Source organism: Capnocytophaga periodontitidis, assembly GCF_016126015.1.
GTDB classification, from domain to species: domain Bacteria; phylum Bacteroidota; class Bacteroidia; order Flavobacteriales; family Flavobacteriaceae; genus Capnocytophaga; species Capnocytophaga periodontitidis.
Genome location: NZ_JAEFDB010000002.1, coordinates 271456 through 296988 on the forward strand (window position 1 = coordinate 271456; position 25533 = coordinate 296988).

Below are 25533 nucleotides of genomic sequence, written 5' to 3' on the forward strand. Positions count from 1 at the left end.
CCCTGAAACCTGACCCCTGAAACCTGACCCCTGAAACCTAAATCATATTATATTGCTTTAGTTTTCTGTATAGTGTGCGTTCGGAAATTCCTAAAGCCTTAGCTGTTTCTTTGCGTTTGCCATCGTTGTGTTCTAATGATTTGCGTATCATCTCACGCTCTTGTTCTTGGAGTGAAAAACGCTCTTCTTCAGCAGCTTCCTCGTAGTCGTACACTACTTCGTGAGGAAGGATTTCTTTTTCGGCAGGAGTTACAGGTAAAAAAGCAAAAGAAGGAGGTGTGGGCTCGTTTTTGCGAGTGTCGTTGCCATAAATGCGATGGATGAGACCTTCGTTCTCTTGTTGTACTTGAGGGGAATTGCCGTGTTGTAGTAGCTCAAGGGTGAGTTTTTTCAGGTCGTTGAGGTCGTTTTTCATATCGAAAAGCACCTTGTAAAGCAGTTCGCGTTCGTTGCTAAAATCACTATCTGAGCGGTTTTGGGCAGGGACTATTGAAGGCAGATTTGTCCCTTCGTCGGGCAGATAAGAGCGCAAAAGACTTGCGGTGATGTCGCGGCGTTGTTCCAGTACCGAAATTTGTTCGGCTACATTGCGTAACTGGCGTATATTACCGCTCCAGCGGTAGTTGGTAAGCAATTGTACAGCATCTTCACTGAGCCTTACGGGAGGCATTTTGTATTTTTCGGCGAAATCCGAAGCGAACTTGCGGAAGAGCAGATGGATATCCTCTTTGCGTTCACGCAAGGGAGGCAAGTGTATTTCTACGGTGCTGAGTCGGTAATAGAGGTCTTCGCGGAAACGTCCTTTTTTGATAGCTTCTTGCATTTGCACATTGGTAGCTGCCACGATGCGCACATTGGTTTTCTGTACTACTGAAGACCCTACTTTGATGAACTCACCATTTTCGAGCACCCGCAAGAGGCGCACTTGAGTAGTGAGAGGCAGTTCGCCCACCTCGTCTAAGAAAATAGTACCGCCATCGGCTTCTTCAAAATAACCGCTACGGGTAGCAGTAGCCCCTGTGAAAGCGCCTTTTTCGTGACCAAAGAGTTCAGAATCAATAGTGCCTTCGGGGATAGCCCCGCAGTTCACAGCGATATATTTGCCGTGTTTGCGCATTGAGAGCGAGTGAATGATACGAGGAATAGCCTCTTTTCCCACCCCACTTTCACCAGTGATGAGCACCGAAATATCGGTAGGGGCAACTTGTATAGCTTTTTCGAGCGCACGGTTGAGCTTTGGATCGTTGCCAATGATGCCAAAACGCTGTTTTATTGCTTGTATATTTTCCACGTTTGTTACTTGAGAGTTTAGAGTTGCAAAGATACAAATAATTAGTAAATTAGCAAATTTGCTAATTCGCTAATTTGTCAATTAATAAATTATTCTTACTTTTGCCGTCTAAAACAATTCTAAATAGCAATTACTATGGAAAAAGTACCTTCTCACCCTCATACCATTGCCGACCTTAAGAAAGGTGAAAAAGGGATTATTCAGCAGTTTGATTGTTGTAAGATACCTCTTAAACTCATTGAATTAGGCTGTTTTGTAGGCAGTGAAGTGGAGGTACTCCAAAAGGCGACTTTTGGCGACCCTATTTATATTCGTATGAATGATGCTTATCTTTCTATTAGAAAAGATATGGCAAAAACAATTCAATTAGCAGATTCATAAACATTGGCACATCTTAAAATCGCCCTTGTGGGCAATCCTAATACAGGAAAAACATCCCTTTTCAATGCGCTGACAGGCTTAAACCAAAAGGTGGGCAACTACCCTGGTATTACTGTAGAAAAGAAAATAGGGCATTGCAAACTCCCTAACAACCAGCAAGCTGAAATTATCGACTTGCCAGGTACCTATAGCCTCAACCCGAGTTCAGAAGACGAACAAGTGGCTGTGGAAACCCTCATCAACCGCCAAGGTGCATACTTCCCCGATGTGGTGGTGGTGGTGAGCGAGGTGAGTAACCTCAAGCAAAACTTGCTGCTCTTCACCCAAGTGAAAGACCTCCAGCTGCCTACCATTCTGGTTATCAATATGGCTGACCAGATGCAGCGCAAAGGCATCAGTATCAACCTCTCCAAATTAGAACAGTTGTTACACACTAAAGTCATCCTCACCAGCACCCGCAAAGGTGAGGGGCTTTTAGCATTGAAAGAAGCGATTACAAACTTCAAAGAATTGTCGGTTGCTCCTTGTGTGGATATGTCGCGTTTGGAGGCTATACCCTTTGGTACTTCGGAAAGTGAACAACGCCGTAAACAGCAGAAAGAGACTATTATCCGCTATCAGTTTATCAATGAAACTCTCAAAGAAACTTATGTTGTAGATCAGCACAAGGCACAGACCCTGCGCGCTCATCTCGACCGTTTTCTCATTCACCCATTCTTTGGTTATGTGGTGTTTGCAGGCATACTATTGCTTATCTTCCAAGCCGTTTTCACTTGGTCGAGTTACCCAATGGACTGGATAGAGAACGAGTTTGGTATTTTAGGCGAATGGCTGGCTGCCAAATTACCGGCCGGCGCACTTACTAATTTGCTCATAGATGGGGTGCTACCCGGAATAGCAGGCATCACTGTGTTTATCCCACAGATAGCCGTACTTTTCACCTTAATAGCTATTTTAGAAGAAAGCGGCTATATGAGTAGGGTAGTTTTTTTAATGGACAATGTGATGCGACGTTTTGGGCTTAGTGGCAAGAGTGTAGTGCCACTCATTTCGGGAGCTGCTTGTGCCGTGCCTGCCGTGATGATTGCCCGCAATATCGAGAGTTGGAAAGAACGCCTTATCACCATACTCGTCACTCCGTTTATGACCTGCTCGGCGCGTTTACCCGTGTATCTCATCATCATCAATTTGGTAATTCCCGAAGGTGATTTTCTGTGGATTAGCTACAAAGCGTGGACGTTCTTTGCGATGTATTTCTTAGGCTTTGCAGTCGCGTTACTTTCGGCTTTTATCTTAGATAAAGTGCTAAAAATGAAAAAGAACAGTAGTTTCTTTATCGCCGAAATCCCCGACTATAAAATTCCGCTACTGCGCAATGTATGTCTTACAGTATACGAGAAAACCAAAGGTTTTGTGATGGGAGCGGGTAAGTTTATTTTGGCAATTTCGGTATTGTTGTGGTTCCTAGGCTCTCACGGAATGGGCGAAAAATACAACAGCATTGAGACTACCGCCGAACAATTGGCACAAACACACCAATGGACAGAAGAACAAAAAGCGAATTACATCCAAGCTGAAAGTTTAGAGTACTCATTTTTAGGCTACATAGGCAAGGGGATAGAACCCGTATTTCGTCCGCTGGGTTACGATTGGAAGATAAGCATAGGGGTAGTCGCTTCATTTGCGGCTCGTGAGGTGTTTATCAGCACACTATCAACAGTTTATAGTTTAGGAAAAGACCTCGACACCGAGGGAGAAGAAGGAGAACGCACGATTTTAGCAAAAATGCGCTCGGAAGTACACCCCGATGGCACCCCCGTATATACCCTTGGTACAGGGATTTCACTATTGCTCTACTACGCTTTTGCGATGCAATGCCTTAGCACGGTTGCCGTGGTACGCAAAGAAACCAATAGCTGGAAATGGACAGCCCTACAGTTTTTGTTTATGACGGGCATTGCTTATATAAGTGCGATGCTGGCGTTCATATTAATTAGATAATTAGCAAATTAGCAGATTGCCCCCGTTCCCCCGAAGGGGGACAATCCGTAAAGGCGATAATTGACAACTTATGAAGTTAGGTTTAGTATTTTCAGGTGGTGGAGTGCGCGCTTTGGCACACGCCGGATTGCTCAAAGCCTTAGAAGAAAAAGGCTTGCGACCATCAATCATTTCAGGCACCAGTGGAGGCGCTCTCATTGGGGCGCTCTACGCTTGTGGGGTAAAACCCGATGATATGATGCGCTTTTTCAAGGAAACTCCCTTGTTCAAATGGTCGATGATTACCTTTAAGAAAGTAGGTTTGGTGGATAGCGCTAAATACACTAAATTCTTCAAAAAAGAACTTCAGTACCACACTTTTGAAGAACTTCAGCTGCCCTTAATTGTTACAGCTACTAATTTGCTGAACGGTAAGCTGCAGTATTTTAGTAAAGGCGAACTTATACAACCGCTAATAGCCTCAGCTGCTTTGCCGCCCTATTTTTCACCCGTGAGAATAGGTGAAAGCCTCTATTGCGACGGCGGACTTTTAGATAACTTCCCGATAGAACCTATTAAAAAACAATGTGATAAAATCATTGGCAGCTTTGTAAACCCGTTGGAAACGATTACCGAAAAAGAGCTCAGCAACTCCTTTCAATTTATGCAACGCATCTACAACATCACAATGGACGGCAACTACAGTCGCAAATTCAAGAAATGTGATTTGCTATTGTTGCACAACCTCAGCAATATAGGGGTGCTGGATACCAAAATGATCGATCACGCTTTTGAATACGGTTATGAAATGGGAATAAAAAGATTAGCGGAGTTGAAAGATTAACAATTATTTAACAATTTTATTTCTCTAAAACTTGTACTTTTGCGGTCTAATTAAAAAAATGTATCAATGAAAAAAATCTTTATCGCCTTAATGGCAATGGTAGCTTTAGCCAGCTGTGGCAAAAGTGATGACAATGACGGAACAATCCAAGAAGGAGCATTCCCTAAAAAAATAACTGTAACTTATCCTAAAAACAATGAAAGTACAGTTATAGTGTATAATATTCAGAATGATAAAATATTATCATTTACTAAAACTGAATATAGTAATGGAGTACAAACAGGTACTACAGAGAATACAAAAATAGAATACAATGGTAATCTCATTAAACAAATAAAATCAGGAGAACCTTCTTCAGAGGATTATTCCATTATTGATTATCACTACGATGGACAAGGTCGTTTGGTGAGACGAACAATAGTAGAACCCAACGATGATGATGCAAAAACTGAAACCTATGAATATTCATACATAGGAGATCAACTCTCTAAAGAGGTTCATATTTATCCTTCAACAACTTATATTAATGGGCAGGAGAAAAAGATAAATCGCCACATAGAAAAAGTATTAGAGTACAATAGTAATATAATAACTGTAAATGAAATTAGTACTAGTCGTGATGGCAATGGAAATGTGGTAAGTGGTACAAGTACTCACACCAATACTATTGTCTATACCCTTTCCAATGGAAACTTAGTAAAAAAGGTGGAAAACCAAATAACAACTGAATATTTGTATGATACAAATACCAATCCAATGCCTTTAAACAAATTAAGTAAAACTACTGACCCTATCTACTTTTTGTCACCTGATATGAGTAAAAATAACTTGATAAAAACAGAAAAAACTTATATAGGTTATCAGGGAGTAGAAGTAAAAACAATTATTACTCAAGATCTTACTTATAATGAAAAAGGCTATCCTACGATGAATAAAAGGTATCGTCAAGAGGGTAATAATCCAAAAGAACTTAGTTCTATTACTGAATACGAGTATTAAGAATTTATATACTTATAAAAAGCGGCTTTGAAAAGCCGCTTTTTTTATTCTTTTCAAGAGCCAATTTTCCTCCTTTTTTTGCGAAATCCTCAATTTTCACCTATCCAAATTATCAAATTAATAATACGACTCTTTCTTTTCTGTTATATCTTCAAAATTTTAACACTTTAACTGCTTTAAACATCTCATCTTTATATAACCCGCTGATTTTCAATAAAAATACGTTAAAGTTTTGTTAAACTATAAATTTCATTAGGTTGTTTTCAGTTGTTTTTTCTTATCTTTACCACGAAAAAAGTGATAAAATCGAAAATAGAGCTATAAAGTTTTATCTCTTTTTAACATTTAAGAAGCATTAAAAAACACTAAAAACAAATTGTACTATGGAAAACACAGCAAAATTGATTTTTGAAGGAAAAGAGTATGAATTTCCTATTGTAGTAGGGACTGAAAATGAAAAAGCAATCAACATTGAAAAATTGCGTGCCCTTACTGGATTGGTAACCTTAGATTCAGGTTACAAGAACACTGGTTCTTGCAAAAGCGCTATTACTTTCCTCGACGGTGAAAAAGGTATTTTGCGTTATCGTGGCTATAATATTGAAGAATTGGCTGCCAAAGCCGAGTTTCTCGAAGTAGCCTATCTTCTTATCTTTGGCGAACTTCCCACTGCCGAAGAGTATGACGATTTCAAAAAAACAATTCACAAGTACACCCTTGTTCACGAGGATATGCGCCATATTATGGACGGTTTCCCGCGCTCGGCTCACCCTATGGGGGTATTGGCATCAGCTACCAGTGCGCTCACTGCTTTTAACCCTGTACCGGTAAACGTGCATTGTCCTAAAAACGTGTATCAAGCGGTCTGTAAAGCCATTGCTAAAGTAACCATCATCGCTTCTTGGGTATACCGCAAGCGCGAGGGTTTACCGCTAAATTATTACGACAATAGCAAGGGCTATATCGAGAACATTTTGCGCCTCTTCTTCGAAATCCCTACTGAGGAATATAAAATTAACCCTACGGTAGTGAGTGCCCTCAACAAACTGCTCATCCTCCACGGCGACCACGAACAGAACTGCTCTACTTCTACCGTGCGTTTGGTGGGGTCTTCCGAGGCAGGTCTGTTTGCGAGTATTTCCTCCGGAGTTTCAGCCCTTTGGGGTCGCCTCCACGGCGGGGCAAACCAAGCGGTGATTGAAATGCTCGAAGAAATTCATAAAGACGGAGGTGATGTCGATAAGTTCATCAACAAAGCTAAAGACAAAAATGACCCTTTCCGTTTGATGGGCTTTGGGCACCGTGTATACAAAAACTTCGATCCACGGGCTAAAATCATCAAAGTAGCTGCCGATGAGGTGCTCAACGCTTTGGGAATCGACGATCCTATTTTTGGTATCGCTAAACATCTCGAAAAGGTAGCTTTGGAAGACGAGTACTTCAAAGCGCGCAACCTCTACCCCAATGTAGATTTCTATTCAGGCATCATCTATAAAGCCTTAGGTATGCACTTAGAGATGTTCACTGTGCTTTTTGCTATCGGTCGTCTCCCTGGCTGGATTGCCCAATGGAAGGAAATGCGCCAAGGAGGAGAGCCTATCGGTCGTCCACGACAAATATACGTAGGGGCTACCGAAAGACCTTTTGTTGAATTGAATAAAAGATAAAATGAAAAACATTATCTATACCATTACCGATGAGTCGCCCTATTTAGCTACCCATTCGCTATTGCCCATCATCAAACGCTTTTGTGCCTCTTCGGGTATCAACTTTGAAGCCAAAGATATCTCATTGGCAGGGCGTATTTTAGCCTCTTTCCCCGATTTTCTCACAGCAGGACAACGCGTGCCCGATGCTCTTAGCGAATTGGGGGCGTTGGCAACGCGTCCAGAAGCCAATATCATCAAGTTGCCTAACATCAGTGCTTCGGTACCCCAACTGAAAGCGGCTATTGCCGAACTGCAATCACAAGGCTATGCGCTCCCCGATTACCCTGAGAATCCTGCTGATGAAGCCGAAACAGCTATCAAACAGCGGTATGACAAGGTGAAAGGCAGTGCGGTGAACCCTGTCTTACGCGAGGGTAATTCCGATAGGCGTGCACCTAAATCGGTAAAACAGTACGCACAAACGCACCCGCATTCAATGGGAACGTGGAGTGCTGAGAGTCTCACGGAAGTCGCAACGATGCAAGCGGGCGATTTCTACCACAACGAGCAATCGGTAACCCTCAAAAAAGCCGATGTGGTGCGCATAGAGTTGATGAGCCCTAAACACGAAGTGCAGGTACTCAAAGCGGAACTTCCTTTGCAAGCAGGCGAAGTGATAGACGCTACTTTTATGAGCAAAGAAGCGCTTTGCAAATTCTATAAAAAAGCCTTTGCCGAAGCGAAAGACAAGGATGTACTCCTCTCTTTGCACCTGAAAGCTACAATGATGAAGGTTTCTGATCCTATTCTCTTTGGCTATGCGGTTGAAACGTACTTTGCTAATTTGTTCCAAAAACACCCGCGCGAACTGAAAGCCTTAGGGGTGAATGCACGTAACGGTCTTTCGGATATTCTGGCGAAAATAGAACAATTGCCTGCTGAAGAACAAGAACCTTTAAAACACGACATCGAGGGAGCGCTTGCGCGAGCAGCTGCTTTGGCAATGGTAAATTCCGATAAGGGGATTACCAACCTGCATTTCCCTAACGATGTGATTGTAGATGCTTCTATGCCAGCAATGATTCGCAATGGGGGCAAGATGTGGAATGCTAAAGGCGAGGCTCAAGATACTTTGGCGGTACTGCCCGATAGCACTTATGCGCGTATCTACCAAGTGGTGATCGACTTTTGCAAGAAACACGGGGCGTTTAATCCTGCTACGATGGGAAGCGTTGCCAATGTGGGCTTAATGGCTCAAAAAGCTGAGGAATACGGCTCGCACGATAAGACTTTTGAAATCCCTCATAGCGGACGTGTACAGGTGGTAGGCGCCGATGGTAAAGTGTACTTATCACATAAAGTAGAAAAAGGCGATATTTGGCGTATGTGTACTGCGAAAGATGCTGCCATACAAGATTGGGTGAAATTGGCGGTAACACGCGCACGCCTCAGCAAAACACCAGCGGTCTTTTGGTTAGACGAGCACCGCGCTCACGATGCGCAACTCATCAAAAAAGTAAAACACTATTTGGCAACACACGATACCGAGGGGGTAGATATCCGCATTATGTCGCCCGAAACGGCGATGCTCTTCACCTTAGAGCGCACTCGCAAGGGCAAAGATACCATTTCGGTAACCGGCAATGTGTTGCGCGATTACCTCACCGACTTGTTTCCTATCTTAGAATTGGGCACTAGTGCCAAAGTGCTCTCTATCGTCCCTTTGATGAATGGCGGCGGACTCTTTGAAACGGGTGCAGGGGGCTCAGCACCTAAATTAGCCGAACAACTCTTTGCCGAAAACCACTTGCGCTGGGATTCCTTAGGAGAATTTCTCGCCTTAGGAGCTTCGTTAGAGCATTTTGCACAAAAACACGAGAATCCCAAAGCCTTAGTGTTAGCCCAAACGCTCGATGAGGCAACGAGTAAACTGTTGAACAACGACAAATCGCCTCAAGCCAAAGTAGGTACGCTCGACAATCGCGGAAGTCACTTCTATTTGGCGCTCTATTGGGCAGAAGCCTTAGCGACACAAACTCAAGACAGCGCACTTGCCAAAGAGTTTGCTCCTATCGCCAAAGCCCTAAAAGACAACGAAACGACTATCGTGGAAGAGCTGACCCGCATACAAGGCACACCGGTAGATTTAGGAGGGTATTACCACCCTAATCCCACCAAAGTAGCCGAAGTTATGCAAGGAAGTAAAACCCTATTATTAATTCTTAATTGTTAATTGAATTATGGTTTTTGATATTGAAATGATAAAGAAGGTCTACGCCCAATTTCCTGAACGCGTAGATAAAGCTCGCCAAGTGGTAGGACGACCCCTTACCCTTGCTGAAAAAATATTGTATACTCACCTATGGGACGGCACTCCTTCACGTGCTTTTGAGCGCGGAAAAGACTATGTAGATTTCGCCCCCGACCGCATCGCTTGTCAAGATGCGACCGCTCAAATGGCGCTCTTGCAGTTTATGCAAGCGGGCAAAACCAAAGTGGCTGTCCCCACCACCGTCCACTGCGACCACCTGATACAAGCCAAAATAGGCGCCGCAACCGACCTAAAAGTGGCTACTGAACAATCTAAAGAAGTATTCGATTTTCTCTCTTCTGTATCCAATAAATATGGTATTGGCTTCTGGAAACCTGGCGCAGGGATTATTCACCAAATAGTCTTAGAAAACTACGCTTTCCCTGGCGGAATGATGATAGGCACCGATTCGCATACGGTAAACGCTGGCGGATTAGGAATGCTCGCCATTGGCGTAGGCGGGGCTGATGCTGTAGATGTGATGGCAGGAATGCCGTGGGAACTGAAATTTCCTAAGCTCATAGGCGTAAAACTCACGGGTAAACTCAGTGGTTGGACAGCCCCAAAAGATGTGATTCTAAAAGTCGCCGATATTCTCACCGTAAAAGGGGGTACGGGCGCTATTGTGGAATACTTCGGCGAGGGTGCTAAATCGCTTTCGTGTACGGGGAAAGGTACTATTTGTAATATGGGTGCCGAAATAGGGGCTACTACCTCTACTTTTGGCTATGATGAGGCAATGCGTCGCTATCTGCTTGCCACTGGGCGCGAAGAAGTAGCCCTCGCTGCCGATGCCATTGCGCCTTACCTCACCGCCGACCCCGAAGTATATGCCAACCCCGAAAAGTATTTCGATCAACTTATCGAGATAGACCTTTCTGCCTTAGAGCCTTATATCAACGGACCTTTTACCCCCGATAGAGGCACTCCTGTATCCAAAATGAAGGAAGTAGCCCGTGCCAACGATTGGCCTCTCGAGGTGCAATGGGGGCTCATCGGTTCGTGTACTAACTCGTCCTACGAAGACCTCACTCGCGCGGTTTCAGTGGTAAAACAAGCCTTGGAAAAGAGAATTACCCCTAAAGCTTCCTTTGGTATCAACCCAGGCTCTGAACAAATACGCTATACTACCGAGCGCGACGGCATTATAGACATCTTCGAGCAGTTGGGCACTCGTGTATTCACCAACGCTTGTGGTCCCTGCATTGGTCAGTGGGACAGAGAAGGTGCCGAAAAACAAGAGAAAAATACGATTGTGCATTCCTTCAACCGTAACTTTTCCAAACGTGCCGACGGCAACCCTAATACCCACGCTTTTGTTGCTTCACCCGAAATGGTAGCGGCTTTGGCGATTGCCGGTAGGTTAGACTTCAACCCTATCACCGATACGTTGCTCAACGACCAAGGTGAAGCGGTAAAACTCACTCCTCCTTATGGCGAAGAGTTGCCCTCTAAAGGTTTTGCAGTTGATGACCCTGGCTATCAGGCTCCCGCCGAAGATGGTAGCAATATTGAGGTCGTGGTATCGCCTACCTCCAACCGTTTGCAACTGCTTACGCCTTTCGCTCCTTGGGATGGTGAGAACATCACAGGGGCTAAACTCCTCATCAAAGCGCAAGGCAAATGCACCACCGACCATATTTCGATGGCAGGGGCTTGGTTGCGTTTCCGCGGACATTTGGACAATATTTCTAACAATATGCTCATAGGGGCGGTAAATGCTTTCAACGGTAAAACCAACTCTGTGAAAAACCAACTTACAGGCGAATACGACGAAGTGCCTAAAGTACAGCGCGCTTATAAAGCTGCGGGTATCCCTTCTATTATAGTAGGCGACCACAACTATGGCGAGGGCTCTTCACGTGAGCACGCTGCTATGGAACCTCGTCATTTGGGCGTACGAGCGGTATTGGTAAAATCGTTTGCGCGCATTCACGAAACCAACCTTAAAAAACAAGGAATGCTCGCCCTCACCTTTGCTAATGAAGCCGATTACGATAAAATTCAAGAAGACGACGTAATCAACTTCCTCGACCTCACCGCCTTTGCGCCTGGCACTCCTTTACACTTAGAATTTGTACATAAAGATGGCAGTAAAGATGTGATTACCTGCAACCATACCTACAACGCTCAGCAAATAGGTTGGTTTAAAGCAGGAAGCGCCCTGAATAAATTAGCGAATTAGCAAATTTGGAATTAGTAAATATTATCAACTTTGCCAAAGGTCTCCGTCCGTACGGCTTACACCTTTGGCAAAGTTTTTTATATTCTAAATGCTACTTGCTAAATCTACACAAGAAATTTTCCGAAACTCAAAATTGTTACTTGTCACTTGCTAATTGTTAATTATTTTGTACTTTTGCCTCTCGAAAAAGACTAAATGAACCACTCCGCTTTTATGATGATTGATAAAATAAAAGAACACATCGCTAAAATTGAGGATTTTACAGCGAAAACTAAAGACGAACTCGAACAGTTCCGCATTCAGTACCTCGGTAAAAAAGGTGTCCTAAACGACTTTTTTGCTGCTTTCAAAGAAGTACCTAATGAAGAAAAAAAGACTTTTGGGCAGGTAGTGAATGAACTCAAACAAAAAGCTGAAGCTAAAGTACAAGAATGGCGCGACCGTCTTGAAGAACGCAACGAGAGTAAAGGAGTATATGGCGATTTGAGCCGCCCTGCTACCCCAGCCCCCATTGGCGCTCGCCATCCTATTTCTCTGGTGAAAAACGAAATCGTAAAAATCTTCGCGAATATTGGCTTTGATGTTTCCGATGGCCCCGAAATGGAAGATGATTGGCATAACTTCACTGCTCTCAATCTCCCCGAATACCACCCTGCACGCGATATGCAGGACACTTTCTTTATACAAACTAATCCCGATATCCTCTTGCGCACTCACACTAGTTCAGTGCAGATACGTTATATGGAAAATCACCAGCCACCTATCCGCACAATCTCCCCAGGGCGTGTGTTCCGCAACGAGGCTATCTCTGCTCGCTCTCACTGCTTGTTTCACCAAGTAGAAGGCTTGTATATCGATAAAAACGTATCTTTTGCCGACCTCAAACAAACACTATTGTACTTCACTAAAGAAATGTTTGGCAAATCACGTATCCGCTTGCGTCCGTCCTACTTCCCTTTCACTGAACCCAGTGCCGAAGTAGATATCTATTGGGGGCTCAACAACGAGGTAGATTACCGCATCACCAAAGGAACCGGTTGGCTCGAAATTATGGGTTGCGGTATGACCGACCCTAATGTGCTTAAAAACTGCGGTATCGATAGCGAACAGTACAGCGGTTTTGCTTTTGGTATGGGCGTTGAGCGCATCGCAATGTTGCTCTACCAAATCGGTGACATCCGTATGTTCTACGAGAACGATGCCCGCTTCTTAGAACAATTCAAAAGCGCCCTTTAATACATAAAAATAGAAATATGACAACAGTGAATAAAAACATACATAAACCTATGTTTAAAGTAGGGGAGGAGGTACTCATAGCTCCACAAGTCACTAATGAAAAAGAATGGCTTAAAGGAATAGTAATAGATATTGAAGACAACCCTTTTGTAGGTTTTGTGATTACAGCCAAAACAAAAGAACTCGGCGAATTTTTTGATAAAGAATACTTGTTTAAAAAATTGAATTGAGATGTTTGCTATTACTTTTGATATGGTTATTTCCGATTTGGAAAAGTATTACGGTTCGCCTTATCACTCTGCTTATACTGAAATTCGTAAAGTATTGGCTGATTGTGGTTTTTATTGGATACAAGGAAGTGTGTATGTAACCAATGAAGAGAATTTATATGTAGTGACCAAAGCAATGAATGCCCTTGATGCTATTTCTTGGTTTAGAAAGTCTGTTAGAGATATCAGAGCTTTTGAAATTAAAAATTGGTCAGATTTTACCCAAATGTTTAAAATTGAAAAATAATTCACAAACATCGTCAATTGTCAATCGTCAATTGTCAATTGAAAACGTTTCTTTTGCCTACGATGGGCAACCCGAATTACTGAAAAACATCTCCTTTGAACTCTCACAAGGCGAACACCTTTCCTTGATGGGCGAAAGCGGCTGCGGTAAGAGTACCCTCCTCAAAGTTATCTACGGACTTGTAGACGTACAACAAGGCTCTGTTCTCTTTCACAATGAGCGCGTCTGGGGGCCTTCACGTCAGTTAGTCCCTGGTTTCAAAACGATGAAATACCTCGCTCAAGATTTTGGCTTAGGCCCCTATCACACTGTCGCTGAAAACGTAGGAAAGTTCATCTCCAATCTCGATTTAGTTTACAAAAAAGAACGTGTAATGGAGCTCCTTACCTTAGTAGGTATGGAGCGCTTTGCTCCCTTAAAAGCCCTAAACCTCAGTGGTGGCGAAAAACAACGTGTCGCATTAGCAATGGCATTAGCGCAAGAACCCCAATTGCTGTTGCTTGATGAGCCTTTTAGTCAGATAGATAATTTTAGAAAAAACGATTTGCAACGCACCCTTTTTGCTTATCTAAAAGAGCAGAATATCAGCTGTATTGTAGCAACTCACGACGGTAAAGATGCCCTTTCTTATTCCGATAAAACTGCGATAATGCGCAAAGGTGAATTGTTGTATTTCGGCAACACTCTCAACATCTACGCCCAAGATACCGATGCCTATACAGCTTCTCTCTTTGGCGAAGTAACTGCCTATCAAGGCAAACTCTTCAAGCCTCATCAAATAGCACTTGCTTCTCAACCCACCGATTGGCAGGTTTCTGTGCAACATAGCTATTTTCAAGGAGCTCACTATCTTATAGAAGCTACTACTCCCGAAACAAAAGTCTATTTCTATCACCCCGTCCCGCTTGCTAAAAACGCTACAGTTCATTTACAAATCAAATAGCCCGCGCGGATCGCACCAAATTGCCAAATGTATTTCCATCACTATAATATCGTTACTCCTTTAGGACTCGACCTCCCTACCACCGCTCATTTGGTGCTGAGAGAACAATCGGGCATCGCTCGTTATCCAATCTATGGGCAGCTCACTAATGTTTGTCTTTCTAAAATAGGCGATGGGGCTTTAGAGAGCAAGTACCAGCAACTCGTGGGGCGTGAAGGTTTTTCGCGATTGGAAAAAATGCTCCTTTTGGCAGTTGTTCCTATACTTCATCATATCAAAATCACCCCTCGCACCGCTCTAATTCTTTCCACGACCAAAGGCAATATTTCAGCACTTGCCAAAGGAAATCCTACTCCTTTACTTTCAACAACTGCCCAAAAAATCGCTACTGCAATAGGTATTACCACTACGCCTATTGTGTTATCTAATGCCTGTGTATCAGGAGCAATGGCGCTCTCAGTAGCCGATAGTCTGCTAAAAACAGATAGTTATGATAGTGCTGTGGTATTAGCAGGCGATGAGATAAGCGAATTTGTACTTTCGGGCTTTCAGTCCTTTCAAGCGATGAGTGCTAAACCTTGCAAGCCTTACGACGCTACCCGCGATGGCATTACCTTGGGTGAAGCAACCGCCGCTGTATATGTGAGTAAAGAAGCGCAAGGTGCTAAAGCTCAACTCTTAGGAAGTAGTTCTATCAACGATGCCAATCATATTTCAGGACCTTCACGCACCGGCGAAGGATTGTATTTGAGTGTGCAAAATGCCTTAGACGAAGCTAAATTACAGCCTCAACAAATCGATTTGATCAACGCTCACGGTACGGGTACTCTCTATAACGACGAGATGGAAAGTATTGCCTTTATGCGCGCCAATCTCCTCTCTGCTCCTCTCAATAGTTACAAAGGCTATTTTGGGCATACACTCGGTACTTCAGGGCTACTTGAAACCCTACTTACTATAGAGTTAGCTCGTTATAAAACCCTTCTAAAAAGCCTCAATTTCGATACACTTGGCGTTTCTCATCCTATAAAAGTACTGAGAACAACCGAGTATAAAGAGGTGCATTACTTCCTCAAAACAGCCTCAGGCTTCGGAGGCAGCAACACCGCACTTGTAATTGAACAATTATAACCCCTTAATATATAATCATTAACATCTAAGTATTATTTTTTTTGTTAAAAAAAAGTGAATAAAAATTTGCGTATAAAGAAAATATTCGTAACTTTGAGCCCGATTTTAACACTATAAAGTAATAAAAAGATGAGAAAAATAATTTTGTTGATGAGCATTTTTGCTATCCATCTCTCTATGGCACAGCAACAAAGCTCTCCCGATGGCAGTGTGATACTCTCTTTTTCACTGAAAAGTGATGGAACTCCTTCGTATAAGGTGTCCTACAAAAATAAACCAGTGATAAACGAAAGTACTTTAGGCTTTACTCTTAAAAAAGCTGAACCTTTAACTAATAACTTTAAAGTAGTAGATACTAAAAAATCTACCTTTAAAGAAACGTGGAAACCCGTATGGGGGGAAGAAAGCGAAATTCTAAACCACTACAACGAACTTCTCGTGCAATTGCAACAAGAGAAAACCAACCGAAAAATGAATATTCGCTTTCGTGTGTATAATGAAGGTGTCGGATTCCGTTACGAATTCCCTTCTCAAAAAGAACTTACCTATTTTGTAGTAGAAGAAGAGCTCTCTCAGTTTGCGATGACGGGTGACCACACCGCTTGGTGGATTCCTGGGGACTACGATACCCAAGAATACGACTATACAGAAAGTAAGCTCTCCGAAATTCGCGGACTGATGAAACAAGCCGTAACCGAGAACGTGTCTCAGTTCGCTTTTTCACCTACCGGCGTACAAACTTCTTTAATGATGAAAACCAAAGATGGCTTGTATATCAATCTTCACGAAGCTGCCTTGGTCGATTATTCCTTGATGAACCTCAATCTCGACGACAAAACTTTCGTCTTCCAATCGTGGCTAACGCCCGATGCTCAAGGTGATAAAGGTTACCTAATGGCGCCTTGCCACAGCCCTTGGCGTACGATTATGGTAAGCGACGATGCTCGTAAAATCTTGGCATCTCGCTTGATTCTCAACCTCAACGAACCTTGTGCTATTGCCGATACATCTTGGATTAAACCTGTAAAATACGTCGGTGTTTGGTGGGAAATGATTACCGGTAAAAACTCTTGGAGCTATACTAACGACCTTCCTACTATCGACCTCAATACCGTTGATTACAGCAAAACTAAACCTAATGGTACCCACGGCGCTAACAACGAAGAAGTGCGCAAATATATCGATTTTGCAGCTAAACACGGCTTCGACCAAGTGCTTGTAGAAGGTTGGAATATAGGTTGGGAAGACTGGTTCGGTCACAAAAAAGACTATGTGTTCGACTTTGTAACTCCTTATCCCGATTTCGACCTCAAAGCGCTCAACGACTACGCGCACTCTAAAGGTGTAAAACTGATGATGCACCACGAAACTTCTGGCTCTACTCGCAACTACGAGCGCCACATCAAAGCTGCTTACGAGTTGATGAATAAATACGGTTACAACTCAGTGAAAAGCGGCTATGTAGGCGATATTCTTCCAGTGGGTGAACACCATTATAGTCAATCAACTATCAACCACTACCTCTATGCAATCAAAGAAGCTGCTAAATACAAAATAATGGTAAATGCGCACGAAGCAGTACGCCCTACAGGCCTTTGCCGTACTTACCCAAATATGATAGGTAACGAATCAGCTCGCGGTACTGAGTACGAGGCTTTTGGGGGTAATAAAGTATTCCACACTACCATCTTGCCTTTCACTCGTTTGCAAGGAGGCCCAATGGATTATACCCCTGGTATCTTCGAGACCGAAATGAAGTATGTAAATCCTAATAACAACAGTCAGATACGCAGTACCTTGGCTCGTCAATTAGCCTTGTATGTAACAATGTACAGTCCGCTACAAATGGCAGCCGACTTGCCAGAGAACTACGAAAAGTATATGGATGCCTTCCAATTCATCAAAGATGTACCCGTAGATTGGCAAAAAAGCGTATATCTCGAAGCTGAACCTGGTCGTTATATCACCATTGCGCGTAAAGATAAACACAGCAACAATTGGTATGTAGGTTGCACCGCTCACGAAGGCGGACATACTTCAGAACTCTTGCTCAACTTCCTCGACAAAGGTAAGAAGTATGAGGCTACCATCTATGCCGATGCCAAAGATGCCAACTGGAAAACCAATCCTAAGGCATACACCATCACCAAACAAAAAGTAAATGCTAAAACCAAATTAAAACTCACTGCTGCTCAAGGTGGTGGCTATGCTATTAGCATTAAAGAATTAGCAAATTAGCAAAATTAGAAAATTAACCAATGATTGTTTATGCAAAAGCCTAATGTGATTTTAGAAAAGACTTTTCAGTTTTCTCTTAGAATTGTTGAGCTTTGTAATGTTTTGGAGGAGAATAGAAAATATGCTATTGCGAACCAATTATTAAGGTCTGGCACTTCTATAGGAGCTAATGTGAGAGAGGCTCAGAATGCAGAGAGTCAGCAGGACTTTATCCATAAGTTTAAAATTGCAGCTAAGGAAGCCGAAGAAACAATGTATTGGTTAGATATATGTTTATATTCAAGTGATTATCCTGATACTCAAGTAGAAAAACAGGAATTGTTGAATATTATGTATATAATAAATAGTATTATAGGAACAATGAAAAGAAAATTAGTGAATTAGTGAATTACAAATAAATGGTATAGAAATTTGCTAATTTTCAAATTTTCAAATTTTCAAATTAGAAAAGCGTATGAAAGTAAAAATGAACAAACTACTTTATGCAGTAATGTTTTTCTTGTGTGTAGCTTTCGGTTATGCACAGCAAATCACTGTAAAAGGAACAGTGAAAGATGGCGCTGGCGAACCCCTAATGGGCGCTAGTGTGCTCGTGAAAGGTACCTCTCACGGTACTGCCGCCGATTTCGACGGTAAATTCGAACTAAAAGTCGACAAAGGTGCTACCCTTGTCTTCTCGTCTGTAGGCTTCAAATCCCAAGAAGTCGCCGCTAAAGCAGTGATGAACATCACCCTCCAAGAAGATGTACAACAACTCGGCGACGTAGTAGTTATCGGGTATGGAGCTGTAAGAAAAAAGGACTTAACAGGTTCTGTAAACTTGGTAACCGATAAGGACTTTAACAAAGCTCCTGCCGTAAATGCCGACCAGCTTATCCAAGGTAAAATAGCAGGGGTACAGATGACCTCTGCAAGTGGTGCTCCCGGTGAAGGACAAACCATTCGCGTACGTGGTAATGGCTCTTTGTCCTTAACTTCTAACCCGCTAATTGTAATCGACGGTGTGCCAATGAACGATGGCGGCGTGGGCGGTTCTCGTAGTATCTTCAACTCTATCAACCCTGAAGATATCGAAAGTATGACTGTATTGAAAGACGCATCCTCTACCGCTATCTTCGGTTCTCGTGCTGCCAATGGGGTGATTATGATTACCACCAAAAAAGGAAAAGCAAACCAAGAAATGAAGATTAGCTTCAACACCAGCATCGCACTACAAGATGTAAACAAATATGTTGATGTGATGAGTGCCGATCAATACCGCCAAACTGTAAAAGGATTGAATATCCCTGCTGCCGAAGCGCTCTTAGGCAATGCTAATACCAATTGGCAAAAAGAAATCTACCAAGTAGCCCCTATGAGTAATAGTACTTTAGTGCTCTCTGGCGCCTACAAAACTTTGCCTTATCGTGTATCAATAGGGCATTCGTATGCCGATGGGGTGTTGCGTACCGATAACTTCAAACGTACCAATGCTAAAATTAGCTTGAACCCTACTTTCTTTGATAAATCATTGAAATTAGAATTGAATGCCAATGGTACTTATATGCAAAACCGTTTTGCCGAAAAAGGAGCTATAAGTTCAGCGGTTCTCTATGACCCTACCCAATCAGTGTTTGGAGGTCCCGCTAAATACGGTGGATACCACGCTTGGATTGACCCAGCTACACAAAATCGCTCTAACTTAGCTGCAACCAATCCTATGGCGTTATTGAACTTTACCGACGATAGTTCTAAAGTGTTTCGCTTTATTGGTAATGTAAAAGTTGATTATACTTTACCTTTCTTTAAAGATATTACCGCTACCGTGAATGCTGGTTTAGACTACAGTAATGGTAAAGGCGATAAAATTATCGATCCTAAAATGCCTACTGCCACTACTGGTTTTGCAGGAAGTACTAATACCTATGATAATAAAGCAACTAATAAGTTGTTTGATGCTTATGTAAACTATATGAAGGACATCAAAGATACACATAGTATTGGGCTAATGGTAGGACACTCTTATCAATCTTTTGAATTTGACGATAATAGTACTCAAAAAGATTACTTTGTAAACCCTGGCGATAACAAAATTGTACCTAATATCAACAAAAGTAAAAACGTGTTAATGTCATTCTTTGGTCGTGCAAACTATAGCTATAAAGACCGTTACCTCCTTACCGCTACCCTCCGTGCCGATGCTTCTTCTAAACTAAACCCAGACGACCGTTGGGGCTACTTCCCTTCAGTTGCCTTGGCTTGGAATGTGAGCAACGAAAAATTCCTCAAAGACAACAAAACCCTTAACGAACTCAAATTGCGTTTTGGTTATGGTGAAGTAGGGAACGTAAATGGTTTGGGCGACTACCTATTCCTTACCAATTACACCCGTAGCCAAGATGGCGCTTCTTACCAATTTGGTGATAGATTCTATCAAACTTATCGCCCTGGGGTAACCAATAAAAACCTACGTTGGGAAATTGGTAATACCCTCAATGCAGGTATCGACTTTGGCTTGTGGAATAACCTCATCACAGGTACCCTCGATGTCTATCGCAAACAAACTAAAGACCTAATTGCCGAAACCACTATTGACCCTTTCACCAACTTCAAAAACCGTGTAAATGCCAATATAGGCGATATGGAAAATAAAGGGGTTGAGTTTGGATTAACAGTAAATCCTATTCGCAATACCGAAAAAAATATCCGTTGGAGCTTTAACTACAATATCTCTTATAACGATAATAAGATTACCCGTATGCCCGACGATCAACCTACCGGAGGTATAGAAGGTGGTACAGGTAACCGTGTACAATTACACCGACAAGGAGAAACCCCTTATTCTTTTTATGTTTATCAACAAGTGTACGACGCTCAAGGTAAACCTATCGAAAATACTTTTGTTGATAGAAACGGCAATGGCAAAATTGACGAAGGTGACCGCTACTTGTACAAATCACCTTTTGCTCCTATAACTATGGGATTTGGTACCGATTTGAACTACAAGAATTGGGATTTGAACATCACTACTCGTGCAAACATCGGCAATTATGCCTATAATAACACTCAATCTCGTTTAGATCAGCTTGGTGAAATTACAGCTAATAGTGGCTTTATTGTTAATATTAAAGCAAATCAGGCAGATGCTAATTTCCAACGCCATAACGACCAAGCGTGGTTAAGTGATTACTATATTGAAAACGCTTCATTCTTCAAGTTAGACAATATCACCTTAGGTTACACCTTCCCTCATACCGATAAAATGTACGTCCGCCTCTATGGTACTGTACAAAATGTATTGACTATTACTAAGTACAGCGGTTTAGACCCTGAAGTGTTTGGCGGTATTGACAACAACTTTTATCCTCGCCCTCAAACTTACTTGTTGGGCTTGAATCTTAACTTTTAATATATGCAAAGTATGAAAAAATATATCAAACATAGTATTTTAGGGCTTGCGATGGCTTTTTCGCTTAGTGCCTGCCTAAAGGACTTAGACCAAGAACCTATTGACCCCGATAGCTTCACTGAAAAAGATGTGTTCAAAAACGCTACCGAAGCTAAAAGTGCCTTAGCTAAAATTTATGCCTCAATGGCAGTTACAGGACAAAAGGGGCCTTCTGGAGATGGTGACCTTGCTAATGCAGACGAAAGTTCAACTCAGTTCACCCGTGTACAGTTTTATTTACAAGAGTCAAGTACCGATGAAGCTATCATTCGTTGGGCTGATGCGGGGGTACCCGATTTTCACAATATGAGTTGGACTCCTTCTAACGCTTTCACTAATGGTTATTACAACCGTTTAGGGCAACAAATCGCTTTTGCTAATTCGTTTATCGATAACGCTAAAGACTTAGCTTCCGACCCCGAAGTGGCTTATTTTATTGCCGAAGCGCGCTTCATCCGTGCTTATGCTTACTATAATGTTATTGATGCTTTTGGAAAAGCACCTTTGATTACCTCATCAAAAGCTGATTTAAAACCTGCTCCAAACTCTCGTGCCGAACTCTTTAACTTCGTCGAAAGTGAGCTAAAGGATTTAGAGGGAAAACTTAAACCTGCTCGTACCAATGAATACGGACGTGTAGATCAAGTCGCTGCTCAAGCTCTTTTGTCTCGCTTATACCTCAATGCCAAAGTGTATATAGGCCAAGATAAATACACCGATTGTATTACCTATGCTAAAAAGGTAATCGCCTCTTCCTATAGATTAAATACTACCGATGCCAATAACAATGGTACCGCTTATGATGAGTTGTTCTTAGCCGACAACAATAGTAATGGCGCTCAAAACGAATTTATTCTCGTCGTAAATTTTGATGGTTTGAACACCAAAACTCACGGAGGAACCTCTTTTATTACTCACGCAGCTACAGGAGGAGATATGAATCCTAACTTAATTGGTATTAATGGTGGATGGCAAGGTATTACAGTTACTAAAGAGTTTGTCGATAAATTTGATGCTTCTGCACGCAATGGTAATAACGAACCTACCGCTTGGAATGACAAACGCGCTATGTTCCATACCGGCGGACAAACCTATGAGAATACAAATATAAAAGAGTTTAAAACGGCTGGTTATGCGGTTACTAAGTTCAGAAATATTACTTCTACAGGTGCTGTAGGTAAAGACCCTGCTAAGGACTTCCCTGATACCGATTTACCGCTCATCCGTTTAGCCGAAGTATATCTTACTTATGCTGAAGCCGTACTACGCGGTGGCGCAGGTGGCGATAGAGCTACTGCCTTAAATTATATCAACCAATTGCGCACTCGTGCTTATGGTAACGCCTCTGGCAACATAACCAATAGCGACCTTACCTTAGATTTTATCTTAGACGAACGCGCTCGCGAACTCTATTGGGAAGGATTGCGCCGTACCGACCTCATCCGCTACAATAAATTTACTACCGCCGATTATCTTTGGTCTCTCAAAGGTGGTGCCGCTTCTGGGGTAGCCGTTCCTGATTATAGAAACTTATATCCTATCCCTCAAGATGCGCTCACTGCTAATGAAAACCTTAGACAAAACACTGGATACTAAAAAAGAAATACTATGAAAAATATATTTAAATCTATATTATTATGTTCAGGACTTACCTTGTTCGTAGCTTGTGAAAAAGATGAGGACAAGGTGACAATGAGTGCTAATGCTCAAGTAGAGTCTACGCTATCAACTAATACAATAGTGTTAGATAAAACACAATCAAACACTACTGTCCTTACCGTAAGTTGGGAAGAAAAAGATTTTAATGTAGCTGTAGCTCCTACCTATACAGTCAATTTAGAATATGGAGGTAAAGTGAAACCTATCTCTGTGAAACAGTCTCCTTTAACCTTCACTACTAAAGAATTGAACGACTATCTTCTTGGTTTAAAAGTCCCTGCAGGTACAGCTACTAACGTAACAGTGTATGTAAAAGCTGCCCTTAGTGACCAACGTAGTATTGTTTCAAAAAAGAATACTCTAAATGTAACTCCTTTCCTTGATGAAATCAAACCAAGTGATTGGGGTGTAGTAGGTAGTGCAACTCCTAATGGTTGGAATGGACCTGATATTTCTTTTTGGAATGGTGAAAATGGAACCCTCGTAGCTTATGCGACTTTAACCACTGGTGAAATCAAATTCCGCAAAGGTAACAAATGGGATGGTAATGACTGGGGTGATAAAAACAAAGATGGAGTGCTTGATAAAGAAGGAGGAAATAATATTCCTGTAACAGCAGGTACTTACAAAATCACTTGGAATTTATCCAATAATACCTATACTATCGAAACTTATTCTTGGGGTATCGTAGGCGACTTAAATAATTGGGGTAACACCGGTCTTCCTGATATTAAAATGACTTATAAAGGTAGTACCAACTCTTGGGTTGCTGAAAATGTAGTTATAGCAAATGAAGGAAGTCTTAAATTCCGCTTAAATAGTGATTGGGGTACTAACTTTGGTGCTGATAGCACTACTGATCCCGCTACCGACCTCGAAGGAAATGTTACCTCTGGAGGTAAGAATATCAAAGTAGCCGCTGGTACTTATAACGTATCTTTCTCATTCGATGCAACTAACAAAGGTACTTACAAAATAGAAAAAAAATAATCCATTTAAAAGAGTACCTAAAAGTTTCAAAATTGCCTTTACGGCGCTAAACTTTGCCAAAGCCTAAAACTTTGGCAAAGTTTATTATATTGATAATCAACATTTCTCTGAGTTCCTCCAAGTCTCTCTGAGTTTCTCTAAGTCTCAAAAAATAATTAAACACTAAAAATATGAAAACATACATCTATTTATTAGCAATTTGCTCTTTGTTATCCTGCAAAAAGGATAATAAAGGCGAGCCTACCCCACAAAATGTATCACCCATCGACCTTACTAAAATTGACAACGGTAATCGCGTGATGATGCAAACCTTCTATTGGGATGTAGAACCTCGCGGTGAATGGTGGAATACCATTACCCCAAAACTCGACGATTGGAAAGCTAATGGCGTAGACCGTATTTGGCTGCCTCCTGCCACCAAAGGCGCTTCTGGGGGCTATTCTATGGGCTACGACCCCTCCGATTATTTTGATTTTGGCGAGTACGACCAACACGGCACTACCAAAACACGCTTCGGATCACGCAGTGAACTCGAAAACCTCATCAGCAAAGCCCACGAAAAAGGCTTGCAAGTAATCGCCGATATTGTAATCAATCATTGCAATGGGGGAGGAGAGGAGATAAACCCTTATAAAAACAACGAAAAAACAGAAACACTGTTTGATAAAACTCACGGTAACGCTTCCGAAAAATTTAATCGCAATTACGAGCATTTTCACCCTAATGCTATTGAAACATCCGATGAAGGAGGTGGTTTCTTTTTAGACCTTGCACACAGAGTGCCTTATGTACAAGATTGGTTGTGGAAAAAAGACGAATCAGTAGCTAAGTATTACAAAAATACAATGAAATTCGATGGCTGGCGTTTCGATTATGTAAAAGGATTTGGAGCGTGGGTCATCAAGGAATGGATGAAATCTGTTGGCGGTTTTGCGGTAGGTGAACTCTGGGACGGCAACCCCGAAACCCTTAAAAATTGGGTAGATGCTTCCGGTATTTCAGCCTTCGATTTTGCTTGTTATTATGCCGTAGAAAAAGCCTTGGATAGCCAAAATGATATGCACCATTTAATGAGCGACCAGCACCCTATGTTGCGCACTTTGCGCCCCGATAAAGCAGTAACTTTCGTCGGTAACCACGATGTAGACGATAGAAACGATGTCCACCCCGATAATACCATCCCTAAGAATAAAAAACTAATGGCTTATGCCTATATCCTTACCCACAGCGGTTACCCTTGTATTTTCTATACCGATTATGAAAATTCTACTAACAAAACCAAATTGCAAAAGTTGATGCTTATCAACCGCAGTTTAGCAGCAGGTGAAGAAAAATTCCACTTAGCCTCTAATACCGAGTATGTAGCCTCGCGTTTGGGTAAAGACAAAAGTCCTGGTTTAGTGTTGTTCCTCAACAATGGCAACACCCCTGCCGAGCGTACCATTACCACCCATTTCAAAGGCAAAATCTTAATAGACTATACAGGTAACTCTACCGAGCGCTTCGCTACCAATAACGAGGGGCGTGTAACCCTAAAAGTCCCCGCTAACAGCTATACTATTTGGTCTGTCGGCCAATAAATTTTTTAGTTTTACACTCAGCGAGCTACTCATCACAAGTAGTTCGCTGTTTTATTCACAACTACTTAAAAATATTTATTTAGTGTCAGTTCAATATAACAGAATATTGATTTACAGCTTTGTATCGTAATATATTCACAAAATAATTCACTGTCAGGTGAAAATTAGTGAGA

The 25533-nt window shown here is 42.1% G+C and carries 19 protein-coding genes; 18 read left to right on the forward strand and 1 reads right to left on the reverse strand.

Going from position 1 to position 25533, the window contains the following annotated elements; all coding sequences use genetic code 11:
• Window positions 1-37: 37 nt before the first annotated feature.
• On the reverse strand, window positions 38-1291 hold the full coding sequence (locus I7X29_RS05535; protein WP_198473225.1) for a sigma-54 interaction domain-containing protein: 1254 nt from the start codon (window positions 1289-1291) through the stop codon (window positions 38-40).
• Between the two features lie 135 nt (window positions 1292-1426).
• Between I7X29_RS05535 and I7X29_RS05540 the strand changes: the two genes are divergently transcribed.
• The 18 genes from I7X29_RS05540 (at window position 1427) to I7X29_RS05625 (ending at window position 25360) form a co-directional block, all read left to right on the forward strand.
• Complete coding sequence (locus I7X29_RS05540) at window positions 1427-1672, forward strand: FeoA family protein (RefSeq protein WP_009412860.1); 246 nt, start codon at window positions 1427-1429, stop codon at window positions 1670-1672.
• Between the two features lie 3 nt (window positions 1673-1675).
• On the forward strand, window positions 1676-3673 hold the full coding sequence (feoB, locus tag I7X29_RS05545) for a ferrous iron transport protein B (RefSeq protein ID WP_198473227.1): 1998 nt from the start codon (window positions 1676-1678) through the stop codon (window positions 3671-3673).
• A 70-nt stretch (window positions 3674-3743) separates the two neighbouring features.
• Window positions 3744-4496 (forward strand): patatin-like phospholipase family protein, encoded by a 753-nt coding sequence (locus I7X29_RS05550; protein ID WP_198473230.1) that lies wholly within the window; start codon window positions 3744-3746, stop codon window positions 4494-4496.
• 66 nt (window positions 4497-4562) lie between these two features.
• Window positions 4563-5495: a hypothetical protein gene (locus I7X29_RS05555; RefSeq protein ID WP_088592898.1), complete on the forward strand. Its 933-nt coding sequence runs from the start codon at window positions 4563-4565 to the stop codon at window positions 5493-5495.
• 383 nt (window positions 5496-5878) lie between these two features.
• Window positions 5879-7162: a citrate synthase gene (locus I7X29_RS05560; protein WP_198473232.1), complete on the forward strand. Its 1284-nt coding sequence runs from the start codon at window positions 5879-5881 to the stop codon at window positions 7160-7162.
• A gap of 1 nt (window position 7163) precedes the next feature.
• Window positions 7164-9377: an NADP-dependent isocitrate dehydrogenase gene (locus I7X29_RS05565; protein ID WP_198473234.1), complete on the forward strand. Its 2214-nt coding sequence runs from the start codon at window positions 7164-7166 to the stop codon at window positions 9375-9377.
• 7 nt (window positions 9378-9384) lie between these two features.
• A complete protein-coding gene (locus I7X29_RS05570) occupies window positions 9385-11640 on the forward strand; it encodes an aconitate hydratase (RefSeq protein ID WP_198473236.1) in 2256 nt (751 codons plus the stop codon).
• 213 nt (window positions 11641-11853) lie between these two features.
• Complete coding sequence (pheS, locus tag I7X29_RS05575) at window positions 11854-12876, forward strand: phenylalanine--tRNA ligase subunit alpha (protein ID WP_198465912.1); 1023 nt, start codon at window positions 11854-11856, stop codon at window positions 12874-12876.
• A 17-nt stretch (window positions 12877-12893) separates the two neighbouring features.
• Complete coding sequence (locus I7X29_RS05580) at window positions 12894-13106, forward strand: hypothetical protein (protein WP_009412850.1); 213 nt, start codon at window positions 12894-12896, stop codon at window positions 13104-13106.
• A gap of 1 nt (window position 13107) precedes the next feature.
• On the forward strand, window positions 13108-13392 hold the full coding sequence (locus tag I7X29_RS05585) for a virulence protein (protein WP_009412849.1): 285 nt from the start codon (window positions 13108-13110) through the stop codon (window positions 13390-13392).
• Window positions 13382-14335 carry an ABC transporter ATP-binding protein gene (locus I7X29_RS05590; RefSeq protein ID WP_198465632.1) on the forward strand — a complete coding sequence of 318 codons (954 nt, stop codon included), beginning with the start codon at window positions 13382-13384 and terminating at the stop codon, window positions 14333-14335. Before I7X29_RS05585 ends, I7X29_RS05590 begins: the two co-directional genes overlap by 11 nt.
• Before the next feature lie 27 nt (window positions 14336-14362).
• Complete coding sequence (locus I7X29_RS05595; protein ID WP_198473237.1) at window positions 14363-15466, forward strand: beta-ketoacyl synthase N-terminal-like domain-containing protein; 1104 nt, start codon at window positions 14363-14365, stop codon at window positions 15464-15466.
• Window positions 15467-15595: 129 nt separating this feature from the next.
• Window positions 15596-17704: a glycoside hydrolase family 97 protein gene (locus I7X29_RS05600; RefSeq protein ID WP_198473239.1), complete on the forward strand. Its 2109-nt coding sequence runs from the start codon at window positions 15596-15598 to the stop codon at window positions 17702-17704.
• A gap of 30 nt (window positions 17705-17734) precedes the next feature.
• A complete protein-coding gene (locus tag I7X29_RS05605; RefSeq protein WP_009412845.1) occupies window positions 17735-18088 on the forward strand; it encodes a four helix bundle protein in 354 nt (117 codons plus the stop codon).
• Window positions 18089-18158: 70 nt separating this feature from the next.
• Window positions 18159-21092, forward strand: a complete 2934-nt coding sequence (locus I7X29_RS05610; RefSeq protein WP_198473241.1) for a SusC/RagA family TonB-linked outer membrane protein — start codon at window positions 18159-18161, stop codon at window positions 21090-21092.
• A gap of 12 nt (window positions 21093-21104) precedes the next feature.
• Window positions 21105-22727 (forward strand): RagB/SusD family nutrient uptake outer membrane protein, encoded by a 1623-nt coding sequence (locus I7X29_RS05615; RefSeq protein WP_198473243.1) that lies wholly within the window; start codon window positions 21105-21107, stop codon window positions 22725-22727.
• Window positions 22728-22739: 12 nt separating this feature from the next.
• Window positions 22740-23780: a SusE domain-containing protein gene (locus tag I7X29_RS05620; RefSeq protein WP_198473245.1), complete on the forward strand. Its 1041-nt coding sequence runs from the start codon at window positions 22740-22742 to the stop codon at window positions 23778-23780.
• Window positions 23781-23950: 170 nt separating this feature from the next.
• Window positions 23951-25360, forward strand: coding sequence for an alpha-amylase (locus I7X29_RS05625; protein ID WP_198473247.1), 1410 nt, complete (start codon window positions 23951-23953; stop codon window positions 25358-25360).
• Window positions 25361-25533: the final 173 nt, after the last annotated feature.